At 32.4% G+C, this 20,039-nt stretch carries 18 protein-coding genes; 16 read left to right on the top strand and 2 right to left on the bottom strand.

Annotated features, from left to right (window positions below; genetic code table 11):
- Nucleotides 1-20 precede the first annotated feature (20 nt).
- Nucleotides 21-1,280: a BaiN/RdsA family NAD(P)/FAD-dependent oxidoreductase gene (locus AC3WQX_RS05880; RefSeq protein ID WP_023350079.1), complete on the bottom strand. Its 1,260-nt coding sequence runs from the start codon at nt 1,278-1,280 to the stop codon at nt 21-23.
- 327 nt (nt 1,281-1,607) lie between these two features.
- Here AC3WQX_RS05880 and AC3WQX_RS05875 point away from each other — a divergent pair, with 327 nt between their 5' ends.
- The 8 genes from AC3WQX_RS05875 (at nt 1,608) to AC3WQX_RS05840 (ending at nt 9,888) form a co-directional block, all read left to right on the top strand.
- On the top strand, nt 1,608-3,269 hold the full coding sequence (locus tag AC3WQX_RS05875; RefSeq protein ID WP_023350080.1) for a putative polysaccharide biosynthesis protein: 1,662 nt from the start codon (nt 1,608-1,610) through the stop codon (nt 3,267-3,269).
- The gene (locus AC3WQX_RS05870; protein ID WP_023350081.1) at nt 3,266-3,958 is read left to right on the top strand and encodes a pseudouridine synthase; all 693 of its coding nucleotides are present in this window, start codon (nt 3,266-3,268) and stop codon (nt 3,956-3,958) included. The genes AC3WQX_RS05875 and AC3WQX_RS05870 overlap by 4 nt, the downstream gene beginning before the upstream one ends.
- Before the next feature lie 21 nt (nt 3,959-3,979).
- A complete protein-coding gene (locus AC3WQX_RS05865; RefSeq protein ID WP_002434662.1) occupies nt 3,980-4,405 on the top strand; it encodes a YtxH domain-containing protein in 426 nt (141 codons plus the stop codon).
- A 272-nt stretch (nt 4,406-4,677) separates the two neighbouring features.
- Nucleotides 4,678-6,087: a dipeptidase PepV gene (pepV, locus tag AC3WQX_RS05860; RefSeq protein ID WP_030058677.1), complete on the top strand. Its 1,410-nt coding sequence runs from the start codon at nt 4,678-4,680 to the stop codon at nt 6,085-6,087.
- 3 nt (nt 6,088-6,090) lie between these two features.
- On the top strand, nt 6,091-6,939 hold the full coding sequence (gene dat / locus AC3WQX_RS05855; RefSeq protein ID WP_023350083.1) for a D-amino-acid transaminase: 849 nt from the start codon (nt 6,091-6,093) through the stop codon (nt 6,937-6,939).
- A gap of 399 nt (nt 6,940-7,338) precedes the next feature.
- A complete protein-coding gene (locus tag AC3WQX_RS05850) occupies nt 7,339-8,130 on the top strand; it encodes a phosphotransferase family protein (RefSeq protein ID WP_002434704.1) in 792 nt (263 codons plus the stop codon).
- Nucleotides 8,131-8,143: 13 nt separating this feature from the next.
- Nucleotides 8,144-8,788, top strand: a complete 645-nt coding sequence (gene trmB / locus AC3WQX_RS05845; protein ID WP_023350085.1) for a tRNA (guanosine(46)-N7)-methyltransferase TrmB — start codon at nt 8,144-8,146, stop codon at nt 8,786-8,788.
- Between the two features lie 275 nt (nt 8,789-9,063).
- Nucleotides 9,064-9,888: a YtnP family quorum-quenching lactonase gene (locus AC3WQX_RS05840; RefSeq protein ID WP_030058674.1), complete on the top strand. Its 825-nt coding sequence runs from the start codon at nt 9,064-9,066 to the stop codon at nt 9,886-9,888.
- A 53-nt stretch (nt 9,889-9,941) separates the two neighbouring features.
- On the opposite strand, the gene AC3WQX_RS05835 is transcribed toward AC3WQX_RS05840, so the two are convergent.
- Nucleotides 9,942-10,256 carry a peptidase gene (locus AC3WQX_RS05835; protein ID WP_030058672.1) on the bottom strand — a complete coding sequence of 105 codons (315 nt, stop codon included), beginning with the start codon at nt 10,254-10,256 and terminating at the stop codon, nt 9,942-9,944.
- 85 nt (nt 10,257-10,341) lie between these two features.
- Here AC3WQX_RS05835 and AC3WQX_RS05830 point away from each other — a divergent pair, with 85 nt between their 5' ends.
- The 8 genes from AC3WQX_RS05830 to AC3WQX_RS05795 form a co-directional block, all read left to right on the top strand.
- A complete protein-coding gene (locus AC3WQX_RS05830; RefSeq protein ID WP_023350088.1) occupies nt 10,342-11,418 on the top strand; it encodes a M42 family metallopeptidase in 1,077 nt (358 codons plus the stop codon).
- Between the two features lie 14 nt (nt 11,419-11,432).
- On the top strand, nt 11,433-11,744 hold the full coding sequence (locus AC3WQX_RS05825; protein WP_030058669.1) for a thioredoxin family protein: 312 nt from the start codon (nt 11,433-11,435) through the stop codon (nt 11,742-11,744).
- 115 nt (nt 11,745-11,859) lie between these two features.
- Nucleotides 11,860-12,723 carry a DUF1444 domain-containing protein gene (locus AC3WQX_RS05820; protein ID WP_492739908.1) on the top strand — a complete coding sequence of 288 codons (864 nt, stop codon included), beginning with the start codon at nt 11,860-11,862 and terminating at the stop codon, nt 12,721-12,723.
- Between the two features lie 16 nt (nt 12,724-12,739).
- The gene (gene ytpR, locus AC3WQX_RS05815) at nt 12,740-13,336 is read left to right on the top strand and encodes a YtpR family tRNA-binding protein (RefSeq protein ID WP_002434829.1); all 597 of its coding nucleotides are present in this window, start codon (nt 12,740-12,742) and stop codon (nt 13,334-13,336) included.
- 20 nt (nt 13,337-13,356) lie between these two features.
- Nucleotides 13,357-17,217: a DNA translocase FtsK gene (locus tag AC3WQX_RS05810; protein WP_023350091.1), complete on the top strand. Its 3,861-nt coding sequence runs from the start codon at nt 13,357-13,359 to the stop codon at nt 17,215-17,217.
- A gap of 20 nt (nt 17,218-17,237) precedes the next feature.
- Entirely contained in the window at nt 17,238-18,551 is a 1,314-nt protein-coding gene (gene murC, locus AC3WQX_RS05805; protein WP_002434715.1) for a UDP-N-acetylmuramate--L-alanine ligase, read from the top strand.
- A 74-nt stretch (nt 18,552-18,625) separates the two neighbouring features.
- Nucleotides 18,626-19,150, top strand: coding sequence for a DUF948 domain-containing protein (locus tag AC3WQX_RS05800; protein ID WP_002453468.1), 525 nt, complete (start codon nt 18,626-18,628; stop codon nt 19,148-19,150).
- A gap of 75 nt (nt 19,151-19,225) precedes the next feature.
- Nucleotides 19,226-20,039 (top strand): YtxH domain-containing protein (locus tag AC3WQX_RS05795; RefSeq protein ID WP_492739906.1); only part of this gene is annotated, 814 nt, incomplete at its 3' end.

The raw sequence follows: 20,039 nt of genomic DNA, 5'->3' as shown, positions 1-20,039 counted from the left end.
CCTAGAAGGTTTTAAATATATTAGGATTCATTTTTAAAAGTTCCAGCATTAGATCCAGCAACGTGACCTGTCACTAATGCACTTGTTATATTGTATCCGCCAGTATAACCATGTATATCTAATACCTCTCCACACAAAAATAATCCTGGAACGATTTTTGACATCATTGTTTTAGGTTGTATTTCTTTTAAAGACACACCACCACCAGTGACAAACGCTTTATCAATGGGGAGTGTTCCATTAACGTTAAACCTAAATCCTTTTAAATTTGAGATAAAGTGATTTAATTGTTGATTAGACAAATGATGAGATGTAGTTTCATCACTAATATCGGATTGTTCTAACATAAACAATAAGTAACGTTCTTCAATTAAGCCATGCAAACTATTTTTTATATACTTATCTGGTTCAGCCTTTAATAAGGATTTAATTTTTTGAGAGAGTTGATCGTGATTTAAATTTGGAAATACGTCCAATTGCATAGCAATATCCTGTTTCTTTTGATTCTTTTGTTCTTTATAGACAAATTGGCTACATCTAAGCGCAGCTGGACCACTTACACCAAAGTGCGTAAATATCATATCCATTTGATGGCTTATTCTTTTTTTACCATTTTTCTTTAAAACTGATAATTCTACATCTTTCAAACTTAATCCTTTAAGACGTTTTGATTTAATGAAAGCGTCTCTAGAAGTTATTGGAACTTCTGTAGGGAAGAGTTCGGTTATAGAGTGGCCAAGAGATTCGGCGAATTGATAACCGTCTCCAGTTGACCCTGTTTGTGGTACAGATGTACCACCAGTAGCAATGATTAAAGATTTACTTTGGAATTCACCTTTTTGAGTTGTAACATAAAAAATACCGTTATCATGAGAAATTTCTGTGACTGGAGTTTCCTCCATAACATTAACTTTGTTTTCATTAATTTGTTTAATCAAAGTGTTTACAACATCCTGTGCTTTATTGGATACAGGGAACATCCGACCGTGATCTTCTTCTTTTAATTTCACGCCTCGGCTTTCAAAAAATTCAATAATAGATTCATTATCAAAAACTGAGAAAGGGCTATAAAGAAATTTACCGTTACCAGGTATGTTTTTGATTATTTCAGCATAGGGTAGGCGATTAGTAACATTACAACGACCTCCACCTGATATTTTCAATTTTCGTCCTAAACCCTTTTTCTTTTCAATTAATAAGACATTATCACTTACTTCACTTGCGGCGACTGCAGCCATTGAACCGCTGGGGCCTCCGCCAATTATAATAGTTTGATACATTGAGTTACCTCCACATATTCATTGTTACAATTGTATTAGACTATTTAAGTATTATCTAATAAAAATTAAGGTATGAGATGACAAAGAGTAAAAATATAATTATAATATGAAACTTGGAACCTCATTAAATTAATACTAACATCGTGTCTTTTTTCTACAGATACTTAGCTTTTTAAAACATAATTTTTACAATGTCTAAAAAGTGGAAAATAAAAGACAAACATTTATTATTTTGTGATATATTTTTAAGTAATGCAAGGTAATAAGTTTTGATATAAACAACACGATATAAAACTTTAATAAAATTTTAAGATAGGAAGATAGGTAATGAGTGAGAGTAAAGAAATGGTTCGAGGAACCTTTTTAATTACATTAAGTATTTTAATTACTAAAGTATTAGGTGTGCTGTTTATTATCCCGTTCACTTCATTGATTGGCGGGCAAGAAAATATGGCTCCTTTTACTTATGCTTACGCTCCTTATAATATTGCAATTGCAGTAGCAACTGCAGGGGTGCCACTAGCAGCTTCTAAATATGTAGCTAAGTACAATGCGTTAGGTGCTTATAAGGTCAGTCAAAAGTTTTATAAGTCAAGTTTCATTGTAATGAGTATTACGGGTGTAATTGGCTTTCTAATTTTATATTTTTTAGCTCCATACATAGCAGAGTTAACTTTATCGCGTAAGAATAATGCGAAAACTGGTTGGTCAGTTGCTGATATTACATGGATTATAAGAATTATCAGTATTGTAGTTATATTTATACCAGTTTTAGCTACATGGAGAGGTATATTCCAAGGATACAAATCTATGGGCCCAACAGCTGTTTCAGAAGTAACAGAGCAAATTGCCCGAATTATTTTCATATTAGTAGGTAGTTACTTAGCTTTAAATGTATTTAATGGTACAGTTCTACAAGCAAATGGAATTGCCACGTTCGCAGCAGCAATCGGAGCTATAGCTGGAATTATTACGCTTTGGTATTATTGGATTAAACGTAGAAGAAATATTAAAGAAATGGTTGAGTCTGATACAGCTAATATGCATGTTTCTTATGGAAACATGTATAAAGAGATTATTGCTTACAGTATTCCATTTGTAATTGTAAGTTTAAATTTCCCATTATTTAATTTAGTAGATCAATTTACACATAATGGGGCTCTAAGTTTAGTTGGCGTAAATCCAAAGTTACAAGATACATTCTTTAACATGTTAAATATGTCTACAAATAAAATTGTAATGATCCCAACATCATTAAGTGCTGGTTTTGCGGTGAGTTTAATTCCATTTATCACAAAAACTTATGAAGAGGGTCGTCTAGAGGAAATGCATAGACAAATTAGAACATCTATTGGTGTCCTAATGTTTATTACAGTGCCAGCTAGTATAGGTATTATGGCATTAGCACAACCTTTATTTACTGTATTCTATGGTTATGATCCTATTGTTCATGGTCACGACCCTAACTTTGACGGAAGTAGATTACTATTTTATTATGCACCCGTAGCGATATTAATTTCACTATTAAGTGTAACTGCTTCTATGTTGCAAGGTATTGATAAGCAAAAATTAACAGTCTTTGTTATTTTAGGTTCAGTAGTCATCAAATTAGCACTAAACTATCCGCTTATTATGCTTTTACACACTCCAGGTGCGGTACTAAGCACTGCAATTGCATTATTATTTGCAATTGGCTGTAATTTCTATATTTTAAAAAAATATGCGAAATTCAAATTCAGCTATAGTTGGATACAATTTGCTAAAATATTCTTATACTCCTTCATCATGATGATAGGTGTAGAAGTTGTATACTTCATTCTTAAATTATTCCTAAATCCTACTAGATTTGGTTACCTCATTATAATAGCTATAAGTGTTATTGTTGGTGCGCTTATTTATGGTGGCATTACAATCAAGAATAGACTGGCTGACGAATTTTTAGGTGACGTTCCTGAAAAAATTAGACGAAAAGTGACGTTTTTAAGATGAGAATAGATAAATTTCTAGCTAATATGGGTTTAGGCACTCGTACTGAAGTAAAACAATTACTTAAAAAAGGTCTTGTAGAGGTTAATGAGAAAAAAATTAAAACACCTAAATCTCAAATTGACCCTGAAACAGACAAAGTAGTGGTTGATGGTGAAGAGATTTCATATGTAGATAACGTCTATATGATGTTAAATAAACCTAAAGGTTATATTTCAGCTACAGAAGATAACGCTCATCAAACTGTTTTAGATTTAATCCCTGAATTTTCACATTTAGGGATTTTTCCTGTAGGAAGGTTAGATAAAGACACAGAAGGATTACTTTTATTAACTAATGATGGACAATTTAATCATGAATTAATGAGCCCAAAAAAACATGTATCTAAAACTTATGAAGTTATATCTAAATATCCTATTAAGCAGTCAGATATAGAAGCTTTTAAATTAGGCGTAGAACTTTCTGATGGTAAGGTCAAACCGGCAGAACTTATTAAAGGAAATGATAGACTTTCATATGTTACGATTTATGAAGGAAAATATCATCAAGTAAAACGAATGTTTCATAGTATCGAAAATGAGGTATTAGAATTGAAACGTGTTAAAATCGCCAATTTAGAATTAGATGAAACTCTAAATTCTGGTGAATATCGTTTTTTAAATGAACAAGATTTCGAAAATCTAAAAAAATGACAAAGGAGAAGGTGTACAATTATGGGTAAAAGTACAAATTTATTTAGAATTGCATTAGGCATTGGTGGCGCTGTTGCAGCAGTCGCTTTATCACGCAAAGACAGTCGTGACAAACTTAAAAATGAATATAACAAATATAAAGAAAATCCTGAATCATACAAAGCAAACGCTAAAGACTTTGCTAGCCAAATTGGAAACAAAGCCAATGAAACGATTCAAGAAGTAAGAAATAATCCAAGAGATTATGTTGATCGAATTAAAAATGATCCTAAAGCATTCTTTGAAGAAGAAAAATCTAAATTTACTGATTTAGATGACAAAAAAGCAGATGATTTAGAAGAAGGAAAGTTTGACGACGAAGGTGGCGCAACAACTTCTAATAATCTAAGAGTTGTCTCTGAAGATGATTTAAAAAATAATAAAAATGCTTTAGAAGATAAAGAATAAATAAAATTTATCAATTTAAATCACAATAATAAAGAGCCTATAGATGAACGCTAGAAGTTCATCTATAGGCTTCTTTTTTATCTAAAAAAATATATAAAGCATTCAATTTGAAACGCAAATATGAATTATATTAGTATTCCTAAATTTGATATAATTTAACTTGAAAATCATCATTACAAAAAATTAAGTAATTTTCTGACATCTTACTGTAGTTTCTGAGTAACATATTGTAAAATGGAGTTTAACTTATATAAAAAGGAAGTCGATCTCAAATGTGGAAAGAAAAGGTTCTAGAATATGAAAATCAAATGATTGATGATCTTAAAGGCTTATTATCTATTGAAAGTGTAAGAGATGATTCTAAAGCCTCTAAAGATGCACCTGTCGGACCCGGACCAAGACAAGCTTTAGACTACATGTACGAATTAGCTGAGAGAGATGGGTTTTCAACACATGATGTAGATCATATAGCCGGTCGAATAGAAGCTGGCCAAGGAGAAGATGTCTTAGGTATCTTATGTCATGTAGACGTTGTTCCGGCTGGTGATGGATGGGATTCTGACCCATTTGATCCTGTAGTAACAGACGATGCAATTATTGCCAGAGGTACACTAGATGACAAAGGACCTACAATTGCTGCATATTACGCCGTGAAAATATTGAATGATATGAACGTAGATTGGAAGAAACGTATTCATATGATTATAGGTACAGATGAAGAGTCTGATTGGAAATGTACAGATAGATATTTCCAAACTGAAGAAATGCCTACATTAGGTTTTGCACCTGATGCTGAGTTCCCAGCGATACATGGTGAAAAAGGAATCACTACATTTGATTTAATTCAAGATCAAATAAATGAAGATGTAGATGAACCAGATTATGAATTATTAAACTTTGAATCTGGTCAAAGATATAACATGGTACCAGATCATGCTGAAGCCCGTGTTTTAGTTAAAGAAAATATGACAGATGTGATTCAAAACTTTGAATATTTCGTTGAACAAAATGAGCTTCAAGGAGAAAGTACCGTTGATAGTGGTATTTTAATCTTAACGGTTGAAGGTAAAGCGGTTCATGGCATGGATCCTTCACTAGGCGTCAATGCTGGATTATATCTACTTAAATTCTTGTCTTCTTTAAATTTAGATAAAAGTGCAAAAGATTTTGTTGAATTCAATAATCGTTATCTCTTTGATTCTCATTTTGGAGAAAAAATGGGTATGAAATTCCATACAGATGTAATGGGAGACGTTACTACTAATATAGGAATTATTAAATACGATAATAAAGAAGCTGGAAGATACGGTGTGAACTTAAGATATCCTCAGGGATTTGAATTTGAAGAGGCTGTTGAAAGGTTTACTAATGAAATTAAAGACATTGGATTTAGCCTTGAACTTGGTAAAGTTCAAAAGCCACATTATGTAGATAAAGATGATCCATTTGTGGAGAAACTTGTCAAAGCATATAGAAACCAAACTGGCGATATGACTGAACCTTACACGATTGGTGGGGGGACTTATGCTAGAAACCTAGACAAAGGCGTCGCATTTGGTGCTATGTTTGAAGATACTGAAGATTTAATGCATCAAAAAAATGAATATATGACTAAAAAACAATTGATTAACGCAACGAGTATTTATTTAGAGGCAATTTATGCTTTATGTGTGGAGGGATAAACGATGACAAAAGTTTTTATTAACGGGGATTTTTTGAACGAAAAAGACGCTAAAGTATCTTACGAAGATCGTGGTTATGTATTTGGCGATGGAATATATGAATATATTCGTGCTTACGAAGGAAAATTATTTACAGTTAAAGAACACTTTGAACGATTTTTGAGAAGCGCAAATGAAATTGGCCTAGATTTAGGATATACAGTAGATGAGTTAATTGATTTAGTTCGTCAATTATTAAACGAAAATAATGTGAAAAATGGTGGAATTTATATTCAAGCAACTAGAGGTGTAGCGCCTCGTGAACATTCCTTCCCGACGCCTCCAACAAAACCAGTAATCATGGCATTTACTAAGAGTTATGACAGACCATATGAACAATTAGAAAACGGAGTATATGGTGTGACAACTGAAGATATTCGTTGGTTACGTTGTGATATAAAAAGTTTAAATCTTTTAGGAAATGTATTAGCAAAAGAATATGCTGTTAAATATAACGCTACAGAAGCGATTCAACATCGAGGTGAGACTGTTACAGAAGGTGCATCTAGTAACGTTTATGCGATTAAAGATGGTGCAATTTATACGCATCCAATCAATAACTTTATTTTAAATGGTATTACTCGCCGTGTAATAAAATGGATCGCTGAAGATTACGGCATACCATTCAAAGAAGAGACATTTACAGTTGATTTCTTAAAAAATGCTGATGAGGTTATTATTTCTAGTACCTCTGCTGAAGTCATGCCAGTGATTAAAGTGGATGGTGACGATATTGGCAATGGAAAAGTAGGAGATGTAACTCGTAAATTGCAAGAAGGCTTTAATAAGTACATTAAATCACATAGTATTTAAAACCTTAAATTTTAAAATTATTTAAACTTTAAAAATCTTAATAAAATTGTCTTAATTTCTCAATAATTAGTGCTAAAATTATGTTATAATTTATATTAAAGTGATTTAGAAAATACAAGTACTTTCGACTAGTAAAATGTGTCATTTTGTTTCTCATTTTTAGTTGAAATTGACCCTTAAAAATTATAAAATCTTCTATGAGTGATAAATAATGAACGGGCTGATTAAATAAAATATTTAGGGAATTTTATATTATAAAGCCAACTTAAAAAACTGTTATCTAAATATCAATTGAGCGTAAGAGAAAATTAAAATATGCGCTTTTCTATAAATTAGAATATATGGCTCTTGAAAATATATTTCTAGAGCCATTTTCTAATTGAAAGTGAGGTGAACATGTTGGAGCAGTTTTATCAGTTAGGGTGGACGCTTGATTCAGCTGGCGGTGCTTCTGGTGAAGCATATATGGCTGAACAAGATGGACAGAAATTATTTTTAAAACGTAATTCTAATCCTTTTATTGCTGCATTGTCTGCAGAAGGAATTGTACCTAAACTTGTATGGACGAAAAGAATTGAAACAGGAGAAGTCGTTACCGCACAGCATTGGAAGAACGGTAGAGAATTAAAATCTGATGAAATGGATCAAACCAGAGTAGCAAAATTACTCAATAAAATTCACAGTTCTAAACCATTGTTAAGCATGCTTAAACGTATGGAAATGGAACCCATCACTCCTGATATCATGTTAAATAAAATTAATGCCTCTTTATCTAGAGAAGTTCTAACTCACCATGTTGTTAGAAAAGCTTTAACTTATTTAGAAGATCATATTCCAAATTTAGATTCTCGCTTTTTTACTGTAGTACATGGAGATGTTAACCATAACAATTGGTTATTGTCTGATAGAGATGAATTGTATCTCGTTGATTGGGAAGGGGCAATGATTGCAGACCCAGCTATAGATATAGGTATGCTGCTTTACAACTATGTTCCTCAATCTAAATGGTCAAAATGGTTTGATACATATGGCCTAGAAGAGAGTATCAATTTAAATAAACGTATGAAATGGTATACAGTGATTCAATCCATTGGTATGGTTCAATGGTATGAAGAACAAAAACGATATAAAGATATGAATATGTGGTTGAAATTCTTAAATGAAGTTATGAATAGCAACTTATTTATATAAGGAGTAATTTAATATGAGAGTTCGATACAAACCTTGGGCAGAAGATTATTTAAAAGAACATCCTGACCTAGTAGACATGGACGGTACTCACGCAGGCCGTATGTCTGATTGGTTTGACACAGAACAACCAATATATATAGAAATTGGCTCAGGAATGGGGCAGTTTATAACTACTTTGGCTTCTAAACATCCAGAAATTAATTTTGTATCAATGGAACGTGAGAAAAGTGTCATGTATAAAGTTCTTGATAAAACAAAAGAACTTAATTTAACTAATCTTAAAATGATTTGTAATGATGCTATTGAGTTAAATGAATATTTTAAAGATGGAGAAATTTCAAGAATATACCTTAATTTCTCAGACCCTTGGCCAAAGAAACGTCATGCAAAAAGACGTCTTACATATCACACATTCCTTGCTCTATATAAGCAGATTCTCAAGGACGATGGAGAAATTCACTTTAAAACAGACAATCGTGGGTTGTTTGCATATAGCCTTGAGAGTATGTCGCAATTTGGGATGTATTTTACAAAAATGAATTTGAACCTACATGACGAAGATGATGAAGATAATATTTTAACAGAATATGAGAAAAAGTTTTCTGATAAAGGCTCAAGAATCTATCGTATGGAAGCAAAATTTCACAAGGATTTATAAAGTCCTTAAAGAAGAAAATAATATAACTATTGTCTTAAATAGAACGTCTACAAAGTTACAAACTTTGTAGGCTTTTTTTATTTTACCTAATAAACTATTTCAAAATGAGAATCAAATTTTGTATACTCAAACTTCTATGAGATTGACTGGGAACTTAAACTTTCCTATAAAATGCTTACATTTGATTTTAATAGTAACTTATAATAATTTTTAATAAAAGATGTAATTTACATCATTTCTATGAGAAGTTCAATAATGTCAAGGAGGCGTTATCTTTGAAATTAGGGCGATTTACTCTCCATTATTTAAGAGGTGGAAACACTAATATAGATGGTGGGGCGATGTTTGGTGTTGTTCCCAAACCGTTATGGACTAAAAAATACAAAGTAAATGATAAGAATCAAATTCATACTCCGACACATCCTATTTTAATTCAAACTAGTGATAAGAATATTTTAATCGATACGGGTATTGGTAATGGTAAACTTTCAGATAAACAACAAAGAAATAGTGGTGTTGAATATGAGAGCTTAATAGATGAGGATTTAAAACAATTAGGTTTAACAACCTCTGATATTGATATGGTCTTAATGACCCATCTTCACTTTGATCACGCTTCTGGTTTAACAGATAAAGATGGGCATGCAATTTTTGACCGAGCTATACATTTCATACAGCAAGACGAGTGGCATGAATTTCTTTCACCTAACATAAGAAGTCAAGCTACTTATTGGAGTTATAATCAAGGGGATTATAAGGAAAGGTTAATTTTATTTGAAAATGAGATCGAACCTTATCCTGGTATAAAGATGAAGCACACAGGCGGGCACAGTTTCGGTCACTCAATCATTACGATTGAAAGTGATAATGAATACGCTGTGCATATGGCTGATATATTACCGACTACTGCTCATCTTAATCCACTTTGGGTGACAGCTTATGATGACTATCCGATGCAATCCATTAGAGAAAAGGAACGATTAATCCCATATTTCATGCATCATAATTATTGGTTCTTGTTTTATCATGATGAAAATTATTTTGCGGTAAAATACCTAGATGACTTCAAAACAATTGATACATTTATTTCTAGACAATAAAAAAAGGTTATCGTTTGATAAAATATTCAAACGATAACCTTAATTATAGAATGCTATAACTCGATAATATCGATAACTTGACCAGAATTAGCATCGGCATAAAACTCATAGTCTACTAATTTACCATCATGATAAGCTGTAATACCACCTTGATAGATAGGTTGGTTATGATTAACATTATTCAAGACAATAGGTTGATGTACTATATAAGAGCCTTTTACGTTTCTAAAATACGTTTTAACTTCTTTTAATAAGTCATTGGCATTATATAATTTTCGCTTTGTTAGATAAAATGCTAAACATAGTGAAGTTATAAATGTTACGAAAAGCATCACTATTGCTATACCTTTAAAATTAAAAGACTTCATCATATAATCTCCTCTTATCTAATTTCTTATTCTTAGTTTACCATATTGAAGATGATATAATAGAGTGCAAGGAGTGAGATTGTGTATGATGATAGATAATACGAAAACTTTAGAACGCATAAAACAATTAACAGAGCTTCATGGAGCCCCAGGTTTTGAAGATGAAGTAAGAGATTATATGAAACAAGAAATGAACCCCTATGTTGATGAATTTGTTCAAAATAACATGGGTGGAATTTATGGAGTTAAGAAATCTAAACAAAGCAATGCCCCTAAAGTAATGATTGCTGCACATATGGATGAGATAGGTTTTATGATTACTCATGTAACTGATAATGGTATGATTCAGTTTACTAATTTAGGTGGCGTTGCTAATGATATATGGCAAGGACAAAGACTGAAAGTTAAAAATAGAAATGGCAATGAGATTGTTGGCGTTGTTGCCAATATTCCAAAGCACTTTAGAACAGGTAATGAAGCGGCTCCGGAAATAAAAGATTTAATGTTAGATATCGGTGCTTCATCTCAAGAAGAAGTACGAGAAAGAGGTATTGAAATTGGAGATACAATCGTTCCTGACACATCTTTCACTCAATTATCTGAGTATCGTTATATAGCTAAGGCATGGGATAATCGTTATGGTTGTGTCCTCGCGATAGAAATATTAGAATTGCTCAAAGATATAGAATTAGATGTTGATTTGTATGTAGGCGCTAATGTTCAAGAAGAAGTTGGATTAAGAGGTGCAAAAGCGGCTGCTGAGCAAATTAAACCTGATATTGCCTTCGTGGTAGATTGTTCCCCAGCTAATGATATAAAAGGGAAACAACAACTCTCTGGTGCACTAGGGGAGGGCACATTAATTCGTATTAAAGATGGTACAATGATATTGAAGCCACGCTTTAGAGATTATTTATTAAAGTTAGCCACAGAAAATGATATTAAACATCAATATTATATTTCTCCAGGTGGTACCGATGGGGGAGAGATCCATAAAGCAAATGAGGGCATACCTACAGCAGTGATTGGCGTTTGCGCAAGATATATACACAGCACGGATGCAGTTTTTGATATAAGAGATTACTACTCAGCTAGACAACTATTAAAAGAATGTATAACTCATTTAAATCATCATCAAATAGAAGTACTAAAATTTGGTTAAGGAGTGTAGAACAAGTGAAACAACTTGATACAGAACAACAATTTGAAGAATTAAAACAAGGTAATACTGTCTTTGAATTTACCGCTGATTGGTGCCCAGACTGCAAAGTTATAGAACCTGATTTACCTAAATTAGAAAACAAATATAAAGACTTTAATTTTGTTTCGGTAGATAGAGACAAATTTATTGATATATGTATTGATAACGATATCCTAGGAATACCCAGTTTCTTAGTTTATAAAAATGGTAAACTTGAAGGTAGCTATATAGGTAAAGAAAGAAAATCTATTGATCAAATTGATGCATTTTTAGCAAAATATATTTAAGTATCAATTTATTTAGAAAATAACGTTATCTATACACCGTATTTTTAGTTTTTTCTGTTATATAGCAGTTATTTATTGTAAAATGTTATAAGGTGCGAAAATAGGAGTGTTTTAAATGAATGTCTTCCAAATGAGAGATAAATTAAAAGCGCGTTTAAATCATTTAGACGTAGACTTTAAATTTGATAGAGAAGAAGAAACTTTAAGAATTTATCGTACAGATAATTATAAAGGTGTCACAATCAAACTCAATGCTATTGTCGCCAAATATGAAGAACAAAAAGATAAAATTATAGATGAAATTGTTTACTATGTAGAAGAAGCAATTGCTCAAATGGGCGATCATTCTTTAGAAAAAATGGAAGATTTAAAAATCATGCCAGTTGTTCGAGCAACAAGCTTTGACAAGAAGACTAAAGAAGGTCATTCATTTATTTATAGTGAACATACAGCTGAAACGAATATTTATTATGCTCTCGATTTAGATAAATCATACAGATTAATAGATGAAAGTATGTTAAAAACATTAAATATGACTGAACAACAAATTAAAGAAATGTCATTATTCAATGTTAGAAAACTTAAAAATAAATATTCTACTGATGAGGTTAAAGGCAATATTTTTTATTTCATCAATTCTAATGATGGGTATGATGCAAGTCGCATACTTAATACGTCATTCTTGAATGAAGTCCAAGAACAATGTGAGGGTGAGATGTTAGTTGCAGTTCCTCACCAAGACGTGTTAATTATTGCTGATATACGTAATAAAACAGGTTACGATGTCATGGCTCATTTGACAATGGAATTCTTTACTAAAGGTTTAGTACCAATTACTTCATTATCATTTGGCTATGACAAGGGACACTTAGAACCAATATTTATTCTAGGAAAAAATAATAAACAAAAACGTAATCCTGATGTTATACAGAGATTAGAAGCGAATAGAAAGAAATTTAATAATAAAGATAATCAATAGAAATGGAGTTTTATAGATGAACTTATTTTATAATCCACAAGGTGTAGGAGATGTAGCTTTTTTACAGATTGAACCTACAGATGGTGCATTTGATTACAACAAGAAAGATGATGTAGTCGAAATCACTCAAGATGGGCAAGTTGTTGGTTTCAATATCTTTAACGTATCAGATAAAATAAAAATAGAAGGAAACGGTCATATCAAATTAACTTCAGAAATTATTGAGGCGTTACAACAATCTATTAATAATTCTGGATTTAACTATCAATTAGATACTGATTTATCACCTAAGTTTGTAGTTGGATATGTTGAAACTAAAGAAAAACATCCTGATGCGGATAAATTAAGTGTTTTAAAAGTTAATGTTGGTAATGAAACTTTACAAATTGTTTGTGGTGCACCTAATGTAGCAGCTGAACAAAAAGTAGTAGTAGCTAAAGTAGGTGCTGTAATGCCAAGTGGAATGGTTATCAAAGATGCTAAATTACGTGGTGTTGATTCAAGTGGTATGATTTGTTCAATGAAAGAATTAGATTTACCAAATGCACCTCAAGAGAAGGGTATTATGGTATTAAATGATGATTATGAAATTGGGCAAGCATTTTTTGAATAATAAAGAAAGGTAGTGAAATTATGAGCTGGTTTGATAAATTATTTGGCGAAGATAATGATTCAAATGACGACCTGTTACGTAAAAATAAAAAAAGAAGACAGGGCACTCAATCTCAACAAAATAATCAAGACTCATTACTGCCTCAAAACAATGATATTTATAATCGCCCAAGAGGTAAATTTAGATTTCCTATGCATGTATCTGAAGAAGCTTCATATAACGATCTAGATAATGATAAAAAATATGAAACTTCTGAATACAATGCTAATTATGGTTCAAGAACATATGACACACAAGATGATGACTCTACACGTAATTTAGTTGATAATTCTGGAAAAAGACATCGCCGTAGACGTTCATCTCAAATGCGTGAGCATGATCATATTAATCAACATTCAAATCGTAATGAAAATCAAATGCATCATCGCGAGTCAAGTCGTTCTAAAAGAAGTTCTAATAACAGTCAATCTGATGATTATCGTTCATATAATAATAAGTCAAATTCTCGCATGAAATTACAATCTGAACGTTTGAAATCTAACAGTAAACTCCAATCCTCTACGAATTCTGAACTTACATATCATGGCGGTAGTTTCAAAGCGAGCGACGTTCCGTCAGCTATTTTTGGAACTAAGCAACGACGTCCTTTAGAAAACGGAGTGATTCCACCTAAACAAGATTCTCTACAAAATAGCAATAATGCAACTAGTAAATCACAAAGGAATCAACCTAAAAATGCACATGATGTAAACATGTATCGTCAATCTATAAATAAACAAATGGGCTATCAATCTGAAGAATCATCATCTAAAGATAATCAACCTCAACCAAAAATCCATGCCAAAACTTCAGATACAGAACAGACACAGAAAACATCTTCAAGTCATCTTCAATCTAACAATCATTCAGCGCAAAAGTCTGAAGGACGAACACCTAATTATTCTAAAAAAGACAACACTGTTAATATTGAAAATATCTATGCTTCACAAATCGTTGAAGAAATCAGACGTGAAAGAGAACGTAAAGTCCTTCAAAAAAGAAGATTTAAAAAAGCGCTTCAACAAAAGAGACAACAAAATAAAGACAATGAAGAAGATCAAATTCAAAAAGCAATTGATGAAATGTACGCGAAACAAGCACATCAATACATTGGTGAAAGCTCTCTAGATGAAGACCATAATGATGAGGATATGAATGACGGACAGTCTAATAATGTGTCAGAAAGTACTACAACAACTTCATTTAAAGAAGACCAAATTGGCGCTTCGTCGTACAATTATGAAGAAATCAACCTTGATGATGAACAACATATTCAAAAGGTAAATGACGAAGATGTGCATGTAAGTGATGCCTCTAGCGATAATGCTAATGAGGAAACTAGTGTTGATAAAGCACACAACGATAATGTAGAGGATGCTCAATTCCAAGAATTAAATGATAGCCAACAATCATCAGAATCGACTTCTCACCTTGAAAATGAAAATTCACAACAGCAAGAACACTATAATAATGCAATTAACCAAAGTGTTGATAATGAGAAGGAGTATGCTAAACATAGACAGAAAAACGATGATGATTTTAAAGAATCAGCTTCTTCATTAAGTACAAGTGAGATAAATAGTGATAGTTCTTCGTCGATAGTAAATGCTTCAAATAATGATACTATGGCTTCCACGGTTAATTCAAAACATAGTATGACAGCTAATGAAGGTCAATCATTTGGTAACAATGAAAGTGTAGAAGAACACGATCATCATTCAAAAATGAATAGTGAAGATGCCGAGTCTTCAAATCACTTTACCAATAGTGAGGAACATTCAGAATTAGATAGTAACCAGTTCATGAATAATACTAATAGTAATAATTCAACTTCAACAAGTGAGGTTACTTCACAATCAGAGGGCAGTGTGGCTCAAGAATCGGAATTAAATAGACCAACAACTCAATCGCAATCAAAAGATGTTTCAACACATAAACCGCGATTTGCAGGTAGTAAACCATTTAATGTGGTAATGACTCCTTCAGATAAGAAACGTATGATGGATAGTAAAAACAATAGTAGAGTTAATGTTCCTGAATTAAAACCTGAACAACATAATGTTCAATCTACTAAAGAGGATTCCAGTGAGCATCAATTTAGTTCTGAAAATAATTTAAATGAAAGTGAAACAAATCAACAAACTTCACATGAGTACCAAACTCAATCTGAATCAAACGACGACGGTATTACAGGTGTGTCTACAAGTGACAATGTTAACAATAATCATATTCAACAGCATACTCAAAGCACATCTCATAATGAAACTAGTGGAAGAATTAGCGGTAATTATTACTCAGAAACTGTAAAAGATAATGATGACACTAACCTAAATAATAATAAAACTTCTGCAACAGGAATTACTCATCAGGAAGTAAAAGAACAAGCATCCAATTCTTATAAAAACCAACAAGAGTCACCTCAAGATAAGCAACAAGGAATTAGAAAAGGACCTAATATTAAATTGCCTAGCTTTGATTTATTAGAAGAACCTGAACCACACGAAGTTGATGAAGAATGGATAGAAGAGAAGAAACAGGAATTAAATGATGCACTTTATTATTTCAATGTGCCCGCAGAGGTTAAAAATGTAACAGAAGGTCCAAGTGTTACAAGATTTGAATTATCTGTAGAAAAAGGTGTGAAAGTTTCAAGGATTACTGCACTTCAAGACGATATTAAAATGGCATTAGCTGCCAAAGATATACGTATTGAAGCGCCAATTCCTGGAACAAGTCTTGTAGGTATTGAAGTACCAAATCAAGACCCAACTAAGGTTAACTTACGATCTATTATAGAAACACCTAAATTTAAAAATACAGAGTCTAAATTAACTGTAGCGATGGGTTATCGAATTAATAATGAACCATTATTAATGGATATCGCTAAAACGCCTCATGCACTTATTGCCGGAGCAACAGGCTCAGGTAAATCGGTTTGTATCAATAGTATCTTAATGTCATTATTATATAAAAATCACCCTGAAGAATTACGCTTATTATTGATTGATCCTAAGATGGTGGAATTAGCACCATACAATGATTTACCACATTTAGTTTCTCCTGTAATTACAGATGTGAAAGCTGCTACTCAAAGTTTAAAATGGGCAGTAGAAGAAATGGAGAAGCGCTATAAATTATTTGCTCAATATCACGTAAGAAATATTACTGCATTTAATAAAAAGGCACCTTATGAGCAAAGAATGCCAAAAATTGTTATAGTAATTGATGAGTTAGCCGACTTGATGATGATGGCACCTCAAGAAGTAGAACAATCAATTGCACGTATTGCTCAAAAAGCACGTGCATGTGGTATTCATATGTTAGTGGCTACACAAAGACCTTCAGTAAATGTTATTACGGGTCTGATTAAAGCAAATATTCCTACTAGAATTGCCTTTATGGTATCTTCAAGCGTGGATTCAAGAACAATTCTAGATAGTGGTGGCGCGGAACGCTTATTAGGATATGGTGATATGCTATATCTAGGAAGTGGAATGAATAAGCCAATTCGTGTTCAAGGTACATTCGTTTCTGATGAGGAAATAGATGATGTCGTTGACTTTATTAAACAGCAGCGAGAACCTGAATACTTATTTGAAGAAAAGGAATTATTAAAGAAAACACAATCTCAAGCACAAGATGATTTATTCGATGACGTGTGCGAGTTTATGGTGAATGAAGGACATATATCAACTTCATTGATTCAAAGACATTTCCAAATTGGTTACAATAGAGCAGCTAGAATTATAGATCAATTAGAGCAGTTAGGTTATATATCAGGTGCTAACGGTTCTAAACCAAGGGATGTTTATATTACTGAAGCGGATTTAAATAAAGAATAAATTGAGTAAGGAGTATTAAAATGACGCACTATCATTTTGTCGGAATTAAAGGCTCCGGCATGAGTTCATTAGCACAAATCATGCATGATCTTGGTCATGAAGTCCAAGGTTCAGACATAGAAAAATACGTATTTACCGAAGTTGCTCTACGTAACAAAGGCATCAAAATTTTACCTTTTGATGTTGAAAATATTAAAGAAGGCATGGTTGTCATTCAGGGTAATGCATTTTCAGACAATCATGAAGAAATAGTTAAAGCTCATGAATTAAAACTTGATGTCATTAAATATCATGACTTCCTAGGTCATGTTATAAATCAATATACATCTGTAGCTGTTACAGGTGCTCACGGTAAAACTTCAACAACTGGTCTATTGTCACATGTTATGAACGGAGATAAAAAGACATCATTCTTAATTGGTGATGGTACTGGCATGGGATTGCCTGGAAGCGATTATTTTGCATTCGAAGCTTGTGAGTACCGTAGACATTTCTTAAGTTATCATCCAGATTATGCGATTATGACGAATATTGATTTTGATCATCCAGATTATTTTAAAAATATTGAAGATGTCTATGATGCTTTCCAAGATATGGCTCATAACGTTAAGAAGGCCATAATTGCATGGGGTGATGATGACTATTTACGTAAATTAGAGGCTGATGTACCAATTTATTATTATGGTTTTAAAGAGACTGACGATATTTATGCTAAAAATATTCAAATCACCGAAAAAGGTACTCAGTTTGATGTTTATACTAACGGGGAATTTTATGATCAGTTCTTATCACCACAATTTGGTGACCATAATATTTTAAATGCGCTTTCAGTTATTGCGATTAGTTATTTAGAAAAGATGAATGTTGACAACATTAAAGATGCATTAGTCACTTTTGGTGGTGTAAAACGTCGCTTTAACGAAACAAAAGTATCTAATCAAGTATTAGTAGACGATTACGCTCACCATCCTAGAGAAATTAGTGCTACAATTGAATCAGCTAGAAAGAAATATCCACAGAAAGAAGTAGTAGCTGTCTTCCAACCTCACACGTTCTCTAGAACTCAAGCTTTTCTAGACGAATTCGCATCTAGTTTAAGTAAAGCAGATCGCGTATTCTTATGTGAAATTTTTGGTTCTATTAGAGAAAATACAGGTGAATTAACTATACAAGATTTAATTGAACGTATTGACGGCTCGTCGCTAATAGATGAAAATAGTATTGACATATTAAAAGAATTTGATAACGCAGTCATTTTATTTATGGGCGCTGGTGACATTCAAAAGTTACTTAAAGCTTATTTAGAAAAATTAGGCGTAAAAAATGAGTTTTAATATGTTTATAATAAAACATCATGGGTATTAAATATTAATGACTTTTATTTTATGGTATTTAGGAGGCGTTTTTAATGGATTGGATTTTACCAATTGCAGGAATTATCGCTGCGATAGCGTTCTTAATTTTATGTATCGGTATCGTTGTAGTTTTAATTTCTGTTAAGAAAAATTTAGATTACGTGGCTAAAACACTTGATGGTGTTGAAGGTCAAGTTCAAGGTATTACTCGAGAAACTACTGATTTACTTCATAAAGCAAATCGCTTAACTGAAGATATTCAAGGTAAAGTGGATCGTTTAAATTCTGTTGTAGATGCTGTTAAAGGTATCGGCGACTCAGTTCAAACTTTAAATGGTTCTGTAGACCGAGTAACTAACTCAATTACGCACAATATTTCTCAAAATGAAGATAAAATTTCTCAAGTAGTTCAATGGTCAAATGTGGCAATGGAAATTGCTGACAAATGGCAAAATAGATACTACCGTAGAGGAAGTGCAAACTACAAAGCAAACACTGTAGCTGACGATGCAAATCATAGCTATTCAAATTCAGAATACAATTCTGATCATAGTTACACTACACGTGTTAACAAATAATTAATACGAATGAATTAAATGCACTTAAATGAGGTTTTTACTTATTTAAGTGCTTTTGTTTTAGGAGGAATCGTTATGGAACACTATAACCGCGATAATTTTGAGAGAAATAATACAGGTCGTGATTTATATAACCGTACGTCACGCAATTCATCAAATACGCCTAAACGTAAAGACTTCGTAGTAAGTTTTATTGCTAGTGCAATCGTTGGCTCTGCTTTAGGTCTTTTTTATAAAAATAAAGTATATAAAAAAACAGATGAATTAAGAGATAAAGAACAAGATTTAAGAAATAAAGTACTTAATTATAAAGAACAGGCAGAAAACACCGTTAATTCTGTAAGAGATAGAGTAGAGAACTTCAGAAATCGTTCTAAAGACGGTTTAACTTCTGATGAATTACAAGCACAAAAAGTAGCAATCCAAAGAGAAGTTAGTGACAATAATCTATCAGATCAATCACCTGAGGCTCAAGAAATTCAAGAAGCTAAATTAGAAGCTACTAAAGACGACTTTGAACAACAAAATAAACCATCAGCTACAGAATTAACAGCTCAACAAAATGCGATTCAACAAGAATCAAAATTAGCTGACCAGTCACCAGAAGCACAAGAGATACAGGAAGCTAAAGCTGAATCACAAGACCAACAAAATAAACCATCAGCATCAGAGTTAACAGCACAGCAAAATGCAATTCAACAAGAATCAAAATTAGCAGATCAGTCACCAGAAGCGCAAGAGATACAGGAAGCTAAAGCCGAAGCACAAGAACAACAAAATAAACCATCAGCATCAGAGTTAACAGCCCAGCAAAATGCGATTCAACAAGAATCAAAATTAGCTGACCAGTCACCAGAAGCACAAGAAATACAAGAAGCTAAAGCTGAAT

It is taken from the genome of Staphylococcus sp. FW104-15G4D, assembly GCF_058790135.1.
This window is presented reverse-complemented; position numbering and strand designations above follow the sequence as displayed.